This is a genomic window from Azorhizobium doebereinerae UFLA1-100 (assembly GCF_000473085.1).
In the GTDB taxonomy this organism is placed as follows: domain Bacteria; phylum Pseudomonadota; class Alphaproteobacteria; order Rhizobiales; family Xanthobacteraceae; genus Azorhizobium; species Azorhizobium doebereinerae.
This window is the reverse complement of record NZ_AXBA01000034.1, coordinates 13,918-26,638: the sequence shown is the minus strand read 5'-3', so window position 1 is coordinate 26,638 and position 12,721 is coordinate 13,918. Positions and strand designations below refer to the sequence as shown.

General features: G+C 68.2%; 20 protein-coding genes. 18 read left to right on the top strand and 2 right to left on the bottom strand.

Features of this window, described 5'->3' with window-relative positions; all coding sequences use genetic code 11:
* Positions 1-5 precede the first annotated feature (5 nt).
* From YU1_RS0120980 to YU1_RS0120915, 14 genes are all read left to right on the top strand, one after another.
* Positions 6-869, top strand: a complete 864-nt coding sequence (locus YU1_RS0120980) for an SIR2 family NAD-dependent protein deacylase (protein ID WP_029005758.1) — start codon at positions 6-8, stop codon at positions 867-869.
* A 317-nt stretch (positions 870-1,186) separates the two neighbouring features.
* A complete protein-coding gene (nifB, locus tag YU1_RS0120975; RefSeq protein WP_029005757.1) occupies positions 1,187-2,746 on the top strand; it encodes a nitrogenase cofactor biosynthesis protein NifB in 1,560 nt (519 codons plus the stop codon).
* A gap of 28 nt (positions 2,747-2,774) precedes the next feature.
* Positions 2,775-2,999, top strand: coding sequence for a 4Fe-4S binding protein (locus YU1_RS0120970; protein ID WP_029005756.1), 225 nt, complete (start codon positions 2,775-2,777; stop codon positions 2,997-2,999).
* 126 nt (positions 3,000-3,125) lie between these two features.
* Positions 3,126-3,455: a HesB/IscA family protein gene (locus tag YU1_RS0120965; RefSeq protein WP_029005755.1), complete on the top strand. Its 330-nt coding sequence runs from the start codon at positions 3,126-3,128 to the stop codon at positions 3,453-3,455.
* 18 nt (positions 3,456-3,473) lie between these two features.
* Positions 3,474-4,007: a tetratricopeptide repeat protein gene (locus YU1_RS0120960; protein WP_156922326.1), complete on the top strand. Its 534-nt coding sequence runs from the start codon at positions 3,474-3,476 to the stop codon at positions 4,005-4,007.
* Positions 3,997-4,770, top strand: a complete 774-nt coding sequence (locus tag YU1_RS0120955; RefSeq protein ID WP_029005753.1) for a 4Fe4S-binding leucine-rich repeat protein — start codon at positions 3,997-3,999, stop codon at positions 4,768-4,770. The genes YU1_RS0120960 and YU1_RS0120955 overlap by 11 nt, the downstream gene beginning before the upstream one ends.
* Entirely contained in the window at positions 4,767-5,072 is a 306-nt protein-coding gene (locus YU1_RS0120950; RefSeq protein ID WP_029005752.1) for a nitrogen fixation protein NifZ, read from the top strand. The genes YU1_RS0120955 and YU1_RS0120950 overlap by 4 nt, the downstream gene beginning before the upstream one ends.
* A gap of 5 nt (positions 5,073-5,077) precedes the next feature.
* Positions 5,078-5,317 (top strand): nitrogen fixation protein NifZ, encoded by a 240-nt coding sequence (locus YU1_RS0120945; protein ID WP_029005751.1) that lies wholly within the window; start codon positions 5,078-5,080, stop codon positions 5,315-5,317.
* A 97-nt stretch (positions 5,318-5,414) separates the two neighbouring features.
* Entirely contained in the window at positions 5,415-5,774 is a 360-nt protein-coding gene (locus YU1_RS0120940) for a DUF3024 domain-containing protein (protein WP_156922324.1), read from the top strand.
* Positions 5,775-5,821: 47 nt separating this feature from the next.
* Entirely contained in the window at positions 5,822-6,091 is a 270-nt protein-coding gene (locus tag YU1_RS0120935) for a DUF6129 family protein (protein ID WP_029005749.1), read from the top strand.
* Positions 6,088-7,329 (top strand): DegT/DnrJ/EryC1/StrS family aminotransferase, encoded by a 1,242-nt coding sequence (locus YU1_RS0120930; protein ID WP_029005748.1) that lies wholly within the window; start codon positions 6,088-6,090, stop codon positions 7,327-7,329. Before YU1_RS0120935 ends, YU1_RS0120930 begins: the two co-directional genes overlap by 4 nt.
* A 204-nt stretch (positions 7,330-7,533) precedes the next feature.
* Entirely contained in the window at positions 7,534-7,836 is a 303-nt protein-coding gene (locus YU1_RS0120925; RefSeq protein ID WP_029005747.1) for a 2Fe-2S iron-sulfur cluster-binding protein, read from the top strand.
* Between the two features lie 167 nt (positions 7,837-8,003).
* The gene (locus YU1_RS0120920; protein WP_029005746.1) at positions 8,004-8,231 is read left to right on the top strand and encodes a hypothetical protein; all 228 of its coding nucleotides are present in this window, start codon (positions 8,004-8,006) and stop codon (positions 8,229-8,231) included.
* 86 nt (positions 8,232-8,317) lie between these two features.
* On the top strand, positions 8,318-10,000 hold the full coding sequence (locus YU1_RS0120915; RefSeq protein ID WP_198019001.1) for a sulfite reductase subunit alpha: 1,683 nt from the start codon (positions 8,318-8,320) through the stop codon (positions 9,998-10,000).
* A gap of 129 nt (positions 10,001-10,129) precedes the next feature.
* Here YU1_RS0120915 and YU1_RS0120910 read toward each other — a convergent pair whose 3' ends face one another.
* Together YU1_RS0120910 and YU1_RS30500 are read right to left on the bottom strand one after the other, a co-directional pair.
* A complete protein-coding gene (locus YU1_RS0120910; RefSeq protein ID WP_029005744.1) occupies positions 10,130-10,414 on the bottom strand; it encodes a hypothetical protein in 285 nt (94 codons plus the stop codon).
* Between the two features lie 68 nt (positions 10,415-10,482).
* Positions 10,483-11,163, bottom strand: coding sequence for a glutathione S-transferase family protein (locus YU1_RS30500; protein WP_051357102.1), 681 nt, complete (start codon positions 11,161-11,163; stop codon positions 10,483-10,485).
* A 174-nt stretch (positions 11,164-11,337) separates the two neighbouring features.
* On the opposite strand from YU1_RS30500, the gene YU1_RS0120900 reads away from it, so the two are divergent.
* From YU1_RS0120900 to YU1_RS34075, 4 genes are read left to right on the top strand one after another with little or no spacing between them, the layout of a single operon-like run.
* A complete protein-coding gene (locus YU1_RS0120900; RefSeq protein WP_029005743.1) occupies positions 11,338-11,646 on the top strand; it encodes a hypothetical protein in 309 nt (102 codons plus the stop codon).
* Between the two features lie 19 nt (positions 11,647-11,665).
* The gene (locus tag YU1_RS30495; protein WP_084540012.1) at positions 11,666-12,172 is read left to right on the top strand and encodes a Rieske (2Fe-2S) protein; all 507 of its coding nucleotides are present in this window, start codon (positions 11,666-11,668) and stop codon (positions 12,170-12,172) included.
* Positions 12,169-12,507 carry a DUF6156 family protein gene (locus YU1_RS0120890; RefSeq protein ID WP_245263396.1) on the top strand — a complete coding sequence of 113 codons (339 nt, stop codon included), beginning with the start codon at positions 12,169-12,171 and terminating at the stop codon, positions 12,505-12,507. Before YU1_RS30495 ends, YU1_RS0120890 begins: the two co-directional genes overlap by 4 nt.
* A 45-nt stretch (positions 12,508-12,552) precedes the next feature.
* Positions 12,553-12,720 (top strand): hypothetical protein, encoded by a 168-nt coding sequence (locus YU1_RS34075; protein ID WP_198018999.1) that lies wholly within the window; start codon positions 12,553-12,555, stop codon positions 12,718-12,720.
* Position 12,721: the final 1 nt, after the last annotated feature.

The following is a 12,721-nucleotide window of genomic DNA, read 5'->3' as shown; positions in this document are numbered from 1 at the left end:
ACGCCATGAACGCCCCGACCCCGCACATCGAGTTCGCAAACCCCGCCGATGCCGAAAAGGTGCTGGCGGACATCGCCGCCAGGCTGCGCGGCGGGGCCGTCGTCCCCTATCTCGGGCCCGGCCTGACGGAGCTCGCCAAGCCGGCCATTCCTACCAGCCCGGAGGGTCTTGCCGACTTCTTCGCCACCAAGGCGGCGCTGCCCCGGCGGGCCAAGGGCAATGCCTGGGCGGCGGCCCAGCATATCGAGAGCCACAAGCACCGCTCCACCGTCACCGCCTACATGACGGAGGCTTTCTCGCCCAAAGTGGAGCCCACGGCGCTGCACCGGCACCTCGCCACCCTGGCGCTGCCCATGATCGTCGACACCTGGTATGACGACGCCATGCGGGCCGCCCTGGCGGACACCGCCAGCTGGGGCGAGGTGCAGGGCATCACGCGTGCCGGCATCGGCGAGGACCGCTGGTATCGCTTCTACGACGCCGCGGGCGCGGAGAGCGACCGCGCCACTGCCGAGGGCTGGGGCACCGTGCTCTACAAGCCGCACGGCAGCGTGGCGCCGGCGAAGAACTTCCTGATCTCCGACGCCGACTATGTGGAGGTCCTGACCGAGATCGACATCCAGACGCCGATCCCGGACATCGTGAAGGACCGCCGCACCGAGCGCAGCTTCCTGTTCATCGGCTGCCGGTTCAACGACCAGTTGCTGCGCACCTACGCGCGGCAGGTGACCAAGCGCTCGGCCGGCAACCACTTCGCCGTGGTGGAACCGTCCGCTCTGTCGAAAAACGAGCTGCGGTTCCTCATCTCGCAGGGGCTCACGCCGCTCGCCATCCCGCTGGAGCGGGCGGCGGAGATCCTCTGCGCCTGAGACGCCGATCCGCCTGTCCAGAGGACCCGGAAGCCGCCGCGCGAGCCCCGCGCGGCGGTTCTGCGTCGGCACCTTCGGAGGATGCCCCGCCAGCGCCTTCGCGCACCCGTGCAAGCGGCTTCGAGCGGCTTCCGGTGTCTGTAATCTTTCCAACATGGGGCTGGTGTCGCGTCGCTCTATGTTGGCAAAGCGACAGCCTGTGCCTCCGGCATAACCAATTGCCGTCAAATGATTTTGCCGATCTTCTTCGCGGTGGCACGGCTGTTGCTGGAGAGACCTCAGTACAATTGCGGATAAGCCAGCAGCGAGGATCAGACATGGACGGGTTGGCACAGCAGGACGGCAGCGCCGTTAGCGTCCCGAATGTCGGGGAGATCATGCAGCAGATTGCCGAGCACAAAGGCTGCGGCACGTCTGGCGGCAGCGGCAAGGCGAGTTGCGGATCGGGCGCGGGCGCCGGCGATCTGCCCACGGAAATCTGGGAGAAGGTGAAGAACCATCCCTGCTACAGCGAGGAAGCTCATCACCATTACGCGCGCATGCATGTGGCGGTGGCCCCCGCCTGCAACATCCAGTGCAATTACTGCAATCGCAAATACGATTGCGCCAATGAGAGCCGCCCCGGCGTGGTGAGCGAGAAGCTCAGCCCCGAGCAGGCGGCGAAGAAGGTGCTGGCCGTGGCCTCCACCATCCCGCAGATGACGGTGCTCGGCATCGCCGGTCCCGGCGACCCGCTCGCCAATCCGGAGAAGACCTTCAAGACCTTCGAGCTGATCGCCAAGACGGCGCCGGACATCAAGCTCTGCCTGTCCACCAACGGCCTCACCCTGCCGGACCATGTGGACACCATCGCCGGCTTCAACGTCGACCATGTGACCATCACCATCAACATGGTGGACCCGGAGATCGGCGCGAAGATCTACCCGTGGGTGTTCTACAAGCACAAGCGCTACACCGGCGTCGAAGCCGCCAAGATCCTCACCGACCGCCAGATGCTCGGCCTGGAAATGCTCACCGAGCGCGGCATCCTGTGCAAGGTCAACTCGGTGATGATCCCCGGCGTCAACGACAAGCATCTCGTTGAGGTCAACAAGGCGGTGAAGTCGCGCGGCGCCTTCCTGCACAACATCATGCCGCTCATCTCCGCCCCGGAGCATGGCACCGTGTTCGGCCTTACCGGCCAGCGCGGCCCGTCCGCCCAGGAGCTCAAAGCGCTCCAGGACAGCTGCGAGGGCGAGATGAACATGATGCGCCACTGCCGCCAGTGCCGCGCCGACGCGGTGGGCCTGCTGGGCGAGGATCGCAGCGCCGAGTTCACCACCGACAAGATCATGGCCATGGAGGTCAATTACGACCTCGAGAGCCGCAAGGCCTACCAGGCCCAGGTCGAGGAAGAGCGCATCGCCAAGGTGGTGGCCAAGCAGGAAGAGCTGTCCACCCTCGCCGGCGAGATGAGCGACATCAAGCTGCTGGTGGCGGTGGCCACCAAGGGTTCGGGTCTCATCAACGAGCACTTCGGCCACGCCAAGGAGTTCCAGGTCTACGAACTGTCCACCGCGGGCGCCAAGTTCGTCGGCCATCGCCGCGTCGACCTGTATTGCCAGGGCGGCTTCGGCGACGAGGACAGCTTGGAAACGGTCATCCGGGCGATCAACGACTGCCATGCGGTGTTCGTGGCCAAGATCGGCGGCTGCCCGAAGGGCGACCTTCAGAAGGCCGGCATCGATCCGGTGGACCAGTATGCGCACGAGTTCATCGAGAAGTCGGCCATCGCCTGGTTCAAGGCCTATCTCGACAAAGTGAACAGCGGCGAGATCGAGCACGTGGTGCGCGGCGACGCCGAGATCCGCCAGGGCGCGCTCATCTCGGCCGCGTGATCCGCAACGCATCACTCAGGAGGCAAGCATGACCCTGAAGATTATCGCCTCGCAGTGCACCAGTTGTTCGGCCTGCGAGCCGGAGTGCCCGAACGTCGCCATCCGCGAAAAGAACGGCACTTTCATCATCGACCCCAAGAAGTGCACGGAATGCATCGGCCATTACGACGTGCCGCAATGCGCCGCCGTGTGCCCCGTCGACGACACCTGCGTCATCGACACGTCCTACCCGCGCTACCAGCCGGCGGTGTGACCCCGTGGGGGCCGGCGAGCCTGTCTCGCCGGCCCTTGGCCACGCCCCAGCGGTGCGGGCGCCGGATCGAGCGAAACCAAGCGGCATCCGTCCCAACAGCGATGCCGCCGGCCTGAGGAGACAGCCATGAATTTCGAGATGACACCGTCGGCGGAGAAGTTCATCCGCCTCATGCTGCGCGCGGATGGCGATGCCGCCAGCGGCTTCCGCCTGGTGCTGAGCCCCGGCGGCTGCTCGGGCCTTTCCGCCGAGATCAGCGTGAGCCGCACCCCGGCGAGCGGCGATGCCGTGGTGGAGCGCAACGGCGTGCGCCTGTTCCTGCCCGCCGAGAGCCGTCTGCTTCTGGATGGCGTCACCATCGACTTTGCCGACACCGCCGCGCAGACCGGCCTTGTGTTCCGCGACCCCAAGGCCACCACGTGCAGTTCGCACGCGGCGCCGACGCCGCTGAGCTGAGCCGGCGCGGGACCACCCATGGATGCGGCTCGTCACATGCCTGACGCGGGGCTTGATCAAGCTATCCTGGCGGATGCCCTCCTTGGTGGAGGGTTGCCGCCGGCGGCCGAGCACCACCTCACGGCGGCGAGCCTGTCCTATGCCAACGGCCCGGTGGCCGAAGCGCATCTGCGGCAGGCCGAGGCGATCGCCCCCGGCCACGCCGCGGTGCTCATCGGCCTCTATCGCTTCTATTTCTACAAGGGCCGCCTCGCGGAGGCACTCGACGTGGCCAGACAATGCATCACCAAAGCAGCTCGCGACAACAACTTCGCCACGGACTGGCGCGAGGTGCGCGCCGCCGACGCCGCGTTCGGCCGCTATGAGAGCCTGAAGCCCCGCTTCTTCCTCTTCAGCCTGAAGGGCTATGCCTATCTCCAGATGCGCCTCGGCGAGCTGGACGAGGGGCGGGCCGCCGCCACCAAGCTCCTGCAGCTCGACCCCACCGATAAGATCGGCGCACGCGTGCTGCTCGACATCCTCGACCGAGCGGAGCAGGACGATGACGGATGACATCGACGAAGCCTGCGACTGGCTGGGCAACGACATCGACTGCGCGTCCTGCACCCACCTGGAGCTGCGCGCCGCCGGCCTGTGCCGGCTGAAGCATGCCTGCGTGCACGACCGATACGCCCGCCGCATCGACCGCTTCTTCAACTGGAACCCCGGCCAGGCCAACAGCTATGTGTCCCACCCGCATTTCGAGGTGCGGGCGATCGCCGCCAAGCATGCCACGGCATTCCTGCTGCCGCCGTTGCTCGACGACCCCGAGGAGACGGTGCGCTGGAACGCGGCGCGGCGGCTGCCCAAGCGGCTGATCCTGCGGCTGCGCACCGATCCGCACCGCGAAGTGCGCATCCGCATCGTCTCACTGCTGGACGATCCCGAGCTCGTCCCCATGATGAGCGATCCGGATTATTACGTGCGCCTCGTCATCGCCCGGCGCGTCACCCCGGCTCTGCTGGCGCGGATGGTCGAGGACGCCGAGCCGGAGGTGCGCCGCGTGGTGGCCCAGCGCCTGCCCCGCGACTGGCTGCTGCGCATGGCGGGCGATGCCGACGCCACGGTGCGGCTGGAGGTGGCGCGGCGCCTGTCGCCGGATCTCCTGGCCCGCCTCAAGCAAGATCCGGACTGGCGGGTGCGCTACGAGGTGGCGAGCCAGAGCGCGGTGGAAGACATCCACGACCTCGCCGAGGACAGCGACTCTCTGGTGCGGGAGGCGGCGCGGGCGCGCCTCGCCATGCCGCACGGCCAAACCATGGGGAGCCCCCGATGAGCAACATTGTGCGCGACAGCGACGTGGTGGAGATCACCGCGCCGCCCTTCTTCTCCTTCGGCGAGAAGGTGCGCGCCAAGCGCACCATCCGCAACGACGGCACCTATGCCGGCAAGGAGATCGGCGACGTGCTCGCGAAGAAGGGCGAGGAGGGCTACGTGGTCAGCATCGGAACCTTCCTCCAGCAATTCTACATCTACGGCGTCGAATTCATGGAGAGCGGCAACCGCGTGGGCATGAAGCGCAAGGAGCTGGACCCCGTGGTGTCGCGCGAAGACATCGACCTTCCCCTGCCGGAGTGAGCGCCGTGTTCGAACCCAGACTGCCGAAATACGAATGGGGCCAGCGCGTCAAGGCGGCCATAGACCTCGTCAATGACGGCTCCTTCCCGCAGGCGCCGCTGGAAGCCCTGCTGGTGCGCGCCGGCGGCCTCGGCGAGATCGTCCAGGTGGGCACGCACACGGAAGCGAACATGCCGGTCTATCTGGTGGAATTCGGCGAGAATCTGGTGGTGGGGTGCCTTGAGGAGGAGATCTCCCCGCTCTGACCCGTCCCGGCGAATCTGCCGGAGGCGAGGGATCGAAGAGGCGGCGGCCTGTCCCGCGCATGAGCGGGGCCGGCGCGCCCCGGAAAGGGAACCGGCGATGAGTTCCGCAGCGGTGATGGCCCTGGCCGGGCGTCCGGCGGCCCATCCCAATGACCTGGACCGCAAGCGCATCGAGCGCGCCATCGCGCGCCGCAAGCGCTACCGCTACGTCTCGCCCAGCGTGGAGCGGGCCGAGGGCGGCTACCGCATCACCAGCCCGTGCTGCTCGCGCAAGGTCGATCCCGAAGGCGGCATCATCGACGTGGCGCTTCTCGTGCACGAACCCGACAGTGGCCGTTGGCAATTGTTCGCGAAGGACCACGAGGCCAACCGCTGGAGCCTTCACAGCATCCATGACCGCATGGCAGACCTGTTGGAAGAACTCAATCTCGACCCTGAGCGGACCTTCTGGCAATGAATTTGCATCATTCCAAGCTGGAGCCCTTCAACCCCTGGGTCACGGACATGGCGCTGGCTGAGACAGACTTCGCGGAGATCGAGAAAATCCTGTCCGCCCCGGAAGTGGACAGCGGCGTGATCGCGACATTGCGCGGTCGGTTTCCGCACCTGTCGTGGTCGCGCTGCGACGCTTCCGACGTGAGCGAGGAGCCCTACCGCGCCTTTCCGCGCTTCGACGTGCATCTGCTGGATGCCGCCGACCATTGCGTCCAGCTCACAACCGATCCCGCCCGCGCCACCGGCATCGTGGTGGCCGCGCGACAGGTGAAGCCATGACTGAGCCGGCACTCATCTCCGACCTGCCGCTGATCGACGCCGACGAATTGCGCGCGGACGCGCTCGGCCCGGAAGCCTCCCTGGAGGAGGTGGACAGCAGCTTCATCCCGCTGTCCGACCCGGACATCAGCGGCGTGGAGCTGGCCGCCGTGGACGCCGCACTGCGCGCGCCGCGCCTGTCCGGCGGGCCGACGGTCGCCGCCTTCGAAGCCGCCTTCGCGGAGTATCTCGGCCGGCAGCATGCGGTGGCGGTGCCGAGCGGCACGCTGGGCCTGCTGCTGGCGCTGAAGGCCTATGGCATCGGCCCCGGCGACGAGGTGATCGCCTCGCCTTATTCCTTCCGCGAGACCGCCCACGCCATCAGCCTTTCGGGCGCGCGGCCGGTGTTCGCCGACATCGACTATTGGGCCGGAACGCTGGTGCCGGAGAAGGTCGAGCCGCGCATCACGCCGCAGACCAAGGCGATCCTCGCGGCCAACGTCAACGGCCATCCGGCGCCGTGGAACGGCCTGCGCGCGCTGGTCACGAAGCACAACCTGCGGCTCATCGAGGATTCCACCGAGGCCATCGGCTCGCGCTACGCAGGCGCCCTGGTGGGCACCTTCGGCGATGCCTCGGTGTTCGATTTCTCCCAGCCTTTCCCGCTGACCTGCGGCGAGGGCGCCATGGTGGTGACGGACGACATCGACCTCGCCGTGGCCATCCGCCGGCACCGCTCCCACCGGCTGGAGGAGCGGTCATCCGTGGTGGTCAGCGGCACCGCGCCGTTCCAGGCCGGCATCAGCGACATCTCCGCCGCCCTCGGCCTCGCGCAGCTGAAGCGCGTCGACGAGATCCTGGAGCGGCGGCGCTCCACGGAGCACCTCTATTACAAGCACGTCAAATCCTTCGAAGGGATCAAGGACCCCTACGTGGGGCCGGACGTGACCGAGGTGAACTGGTTTCTCTATCTCGTCCACCTGGGCAACCGCTTCTCGCGGTCCAGCCGCGACTCCATCGTCGAGGACCTGAAGGTGGAACAGGTGGAGGCGGCGGCCTATTGCCATCCGCTGCATCTGCAGCGGCACTATTTCGATCTCGGCTATCGCCGCGGCGACTATCTGGTGACCGAGAAGGTCTCCGACCGCGCGGTCGCCCTGCCCTTCCACACCCATCTGAGCGAGGACCAGATCGCCTTCATCGTCGAGACGATGAAGGAATCCTCCATCAACGTGGGCGCGGGAGCGGCCATCTATTAGGGCCGGCCACGCGCCCGGCCGCTGCGGCGGCACGGCGCGGGGCGCCCTTGAACGCTTGGAGCCGGGGCCCCTCGGAGCACAGTCTCCCCGTGGGTCCTCCCGTCTCTCAAACCGGAGCCAGGTCCGAACCCGTCCCGTCCGCGCCGCGGGCTGGCCGGGACAGGCATGGCTTTGCCTGCAAACTCCAATCCAAGGAGCGGTACCATGTCCACAGTCACAGTCATGCCGTCAGGCACGGTCATCGAAGCGTCGGAAGGCATGAGCCTGCTCGACGTGCTGCGCAGCGGCAACATCGAGATCCCCCACAAGTGCGAGGGCAATGCCTCGTGCGGCTCCTGCCACATCTCCCTGGTGGAAGGGCGCAAGGGCGTCTCCAAGATCGCCCGCGAGGAGAACGAGAAGCTCGACACCATCGTCGGCGTCGGCTCGAAGTCCCGCCTCGCCTGCCAGGCCAAGGTGCTCGGTACCGAGAACATCAAGGTCGAGCTTCTGGACGCCGGCTTCTGAGCCATCGGTCATCGGCCGCGTGTGCCGCCCGCGCACGTGGAGCCGGATCCGATCAGGTTGAAACGACCTGATCGGAAGAATCCGTCTCTCACACATTCATAGACCGCCCGGACCTCCGCCAGCCCGGGCGATCCGCTCATCCGACCCCCAGCAGACGGAGTGGACCCATGACCACCAACACCAACGTCATCATTCACGTGCGTTTCGTCCCCAACGGCTCGGTGGTGGAGATCGGCGAGCGTCCCTCGCCGCTCAACCCGCAGGAGTGGTTCAACTTCCTCAGCGACAATGCCGGCGACACCTATCAGGCGCTCGCCGGCGGCCGGGGCGTGTTCCGTATCCCGCCCGACGCGCTGGATGGGCTGAAGGCGGCAAGCACGGCCGCTGCCGCCTGACGCATCGCGGAGGGGCGCGTCATGGCACTCGATCCTCATCGCCGCCGCGCCGCGACGGCACGTCCCGCCCCATGGGGTAAGGCGCCATGAACCATTCGCTCACCCCCTGGCCCCAGGCGGGGACCCCGGTTCCCGCCCCCTCCGGCAGCCTAGCCCTGCCGCTCGCCCCCGCCGGGGCGGTGCGGCATGCCGCCCCGCTGCCGCCGGCCGAGAGCTTCTCTCCGGCCCAGCGCCGCTGGCTGGAGGGGCTGGCGGCCGACCTGCTGGCGCTGCCGGCCTTGCCGCCCGCCGCCCAGGCGGACGTGGCCCTGCTGCTCGCCGCCCACGGGCTCACCGGGGACGCTGCCCCCTGGCACAAGCCGAACCTGCCGCTCGCCGAGCGCATGGTGCTGGCGGAAGGCCGCCCCCTGCCCCGCCGCCTCATGGCGGCCATGGCGCAGCAGGACTGCCGCCAGTGCGGCTATGTCTGCGAAACCTATGCGGACGCCCTCGCCGCCGGCGGCGAGCCGCGCATGGACCTGTGCGCCCCCGGCGGCAAGGACACCGCGCGCATGATACGCGCGCTGCTGGACGAGGACGCCGGCGGCGCACGCGCCTTCGACGCCGACGCCCATCTGGCCAAAGCCCGCGCCGCCGCCGCCCCGCCGCCGCGCGACACCCGCCCCGGCTATGACCGCGGCAACCCGGTGCTGGTGGCCATGAAATCCCGCCGTCGGTTGAGCCGCGCCGGCTCGGACAAATCCACTGTGCATGTGGAGCTGGATCTGTCCGGCAGCGGCATCGAGCACCTGCCAGGCGATACGCTGGGCATCTATCCCGAGAACGACCCGGTGCTGGTAGATGCGGTGCTCGCCGCGCTCCAGGCTCCGCCCGGCCTGCGCCTCGGCAGCCGCCCGCTGCGCGACATCCTCACCACTTCGGTCTCGCTCGGCACGGCGCCGGACGCGCTGTTCACGCTGATTGCCTGCCTCACCGGCGGGGAGCGGCGGCAGAACGCCCGACGCCTCGCATCCGGCGCGGACCCGGAGGGCGCGAGCCTCGACGTGCTCGGCGCGCTGGAGCGCTTCCCCGGCGTGCGGCCGGACCCGGAAGCCTTCGTCGAGAGCCTCGATCCGCTCCAGCCGCGGCTCTATTCCATCGCCTCCAGCGCCCGCATCCAGCCCGGCGTGGCGGCGCTCACCGTCGCCCATGTGCGCTACACGCTCGACGGGCGCCTGCGCCAGGGCGTCGCCTCCTCCTGGCTGGCCGAGCGGGCGCCCGTGGGCACGCGCTTGCGCGCCTTCCTCCAGCCGGCGCCGCATTTCCGCCTGCCGGACACTCGCGACGCGCCGATCATCATGGTCGGCCCCGGCACCGGCATCGCGCCGTTCCGCGCCTTCCTGCAGGAGCGCCGGGCGCGCAGCGAGACCGGCCCCTCCTGGCTGTTCTTCGGCCACCGCCGCGCGGCGGAGGACTATTTCTACGAGGACGAACTGCGCGCCTTCCGCGCCCAGGGCACGCTCACCCGCCTGTCGCTCGCCTGGTCGCGCGACGGCGCGCGCAAGACCTATGTGCAGGACCTGATGCGCGAGAATGGCGAGGAGCTGTGGGAGTGGCTGTTCGACGGCGCCCATCTCTATGTCTGCGGCGACGCCCAGCGCATGGCCGCGGACGTGGAGCAGGCGATCATCGACATCATCGTCGAGCAGGGAGACCGTGAGCCGGATGCCGCCCGCGCCTATCTCGACGGCATGAAGGCCGCCGGGCGCTGCCATCTCGACGTCTATTGACCAGACGTGCGGCGGCGGGGGGCGCCGCAGCGAGGGCCGTTCCGATCGGTCCAGACCTCCGGGCCGATCGGAACGTGCGCTTCAGGCAGGCAGGGCGGACTTGGCCAGTGCTTTGGATCCATCCCCATCTCAGACGAGGAACTCCGCCTGAAACGCGGCCAGCTTCTCCGGCGTGTCGAGCCCCTTGGCCGGCGACCACCGGCGGGTGAGGAAGAAGGTGCTGACGTCGCGCGTCACGTGCCGGCCATGGATGTACCAGCGCTCGACGCCGTCCGGGCCGATGATCGCCGGCCCCTCGCCGCGATGCACCGTCCGGCCCTCCAGCCAAAGCCTGGTGTCCGTATAGAGATAGCAGCCTGCGAGGCGGGAGAGATCATCCTGGTTGCGTTCCTCCACCAGCACCATTTCGCTCATCGTCTGTCTCTCCGCCGGGGCGCCGGCCATGGCACCGGACGGACCGGTGCAAGATTCGTGCGCGACGATCATGCCATCGCCGCCGCTGCTTCCGCGCCAAGGATGGCAACATTGCCGAGGGTGGCCAGATTGTAGCCCTCCTCCCGCAGCACCCGTTGCACGGCGGGCCGTGCCAGCATGCGCCGGTAATGGCCCGCGATGGCCTCGGGCAGCGCCATGCCCAATTTGTCCGCCCAGAATTCCAGATAGAACAGGATAGGGTCGGCGGCGCAGAATCCGTCATCGAGATAGGGCTTGTCGCCCAGCGCCGCCGCCAGCACGGCAAAGCCCTGGCGCACGATATCCCGGCCCAGCGCCTGCACCGCGGGATGGTCGGCGGGATTGCGGGCGAAGGTGGCGGTGGCGAAGATGCGCGCGAAACCCTGGCCGTGCACGGTAGCGGCCATATAGGCCATGGCCTCGATCAGCCGCGCCTCGCGCTCGGCATCCTGCGGCCACAGGCCGGCGCGCGGGTGGGTGCGGGCCAGCCAGAAGGCGATGGCCGGCACCTCGGTCAGCGCGGTGCCGTCGCGGCGCACCAGTGTCGGGATTGTCGATTTTGGATTGATCGCGACATAGTCGGGCTTGAATTGGTCGCCCGCCGGCAGGTTCACCACCGTGACCTCGAACACGTCCTCCACCTCCTCCAACAGGACATGGATGCCCGTGGAACACGAGCCGGGCGTCATGTAGAATTGGATGTTGGCCATTGGCTCTCCTTTGGGGCCTGGAGGGCGCTCGCGGGATGCCGCGCCAGCCTCATCCCCGCGCCGCCTCTGCCGCCGCGCGGCATGCTTCATGCAAATATCGGCGCAGATGGTGTCTCGACGGGTCCTTCTGGCGCATGCGCGACAGGGGCGCGTCGGCTTTGCGACGGAGCGAGCATGGTCATCGATCTCAACAGCCCCTGGGGCAAGGCGGAGGTGAGCGCGTTGCTGGCCTCTGTGGTGGACGACCGCAGCTGGCGGCTGGAGGTCACCGGGGGCGGCATCGCGCAGCTCACCGACCTCACCACCGTGCCGGACGCCGCCTATGAAGATGCGCTGCATTGCTTCTTCGAGGTGTGGGAGTGCGGCACCGATTTCGTCGGCCCCGACGCCGCCTCGGACGGCCAGCTCTGCGGCAAGCTTGAGCGGAGCCTGCGGGAGAATTATCCGGTGCTGAAGGGCGCACGCACGCTCTCGGCGCTCTGAGCCGCGATACGAGGCCAGCATGTCGGCGGACCAGATCGAAGTCTTCGCCATCTGCCACGCGGAATCCATCGCGCCGGGCGAGGCCAGGTCGTTCCGCCTGTCGCGCCGGACCGAGGATGGCGAGGTGCGGCCCTTCCCCATCTTCGTGGTGCGCCGGGGCGGCCGCGACTTCTTCGGCTATGTAAACGCCTGCCCGCACAACGGCACCTGGCTGAACATCAGCACGGGCGGCTTCTTCAACCGCGCACGCACACATCTGGAGTGCGGGCGGCACAAGGCACAGTTCGACATCGAGAGCGGGCTGTGCGTCGAGGGCGGCTGCAAGGGCAAGAGCCTAACCCCGCTGGCGCTCACCGTCATCGGTGGCGACGTCTGCCTGTGCGGCGTGCCGCTGGCCGAGGACGATCAGCCGCGCAATCCGTTCGATGAGCCGGACGAGACCATGGAGATCACATCCATCCGTGATGAGCGAATGCTGATCAACGGGAGTGCGTCAAGCGGCGCGCCAATGGCGGAGAGACAATGACCGAAGCGTCGCCGAGCGAAGCCCCCCCGATGCAGGAGCTGTGGCCCGATTGCCGCTTCTTCGTCTCCTATACCGGCGTGAAGCTGCCCTTCACCTTGGTCAACGCCATCGATCCCGGAGCGCTGTCGAACCGCAACACCTTCATCCGCGCCTATTTCGATGGGGCGGGCGTGCTGCGCGGCTTCGACAAGGTGGTCTATGGCGAGATCGAGCTCGCCCATCGCTACGACTATCACGCCGACGGCGTGCTCAGCCGGGCGGCCATCGTGATGCTGGACGAAGACCCGGCGGAACTCGCCTTCGATCCCTCCGGCCAGCCCGCCGGCACCGCCTGATTCCCTTACGGACCCGCCCCCAACCCGCCCCGAAGGAGGCACAGCATGACGGTCGCCCAGCTCATCGCCGCCCTCTCCACCCTGCCGGACGATGCCGTGGTGCTGATGGACAGCGACGGCGGCCTCTCGCGCGTGGACAGCCTCGACTTCATCGCCGGCCAGGGCCCAGGCGCTCCTGCGGAAGTCATCCTCCAGCCGAGCCTGGAGGAGTAGC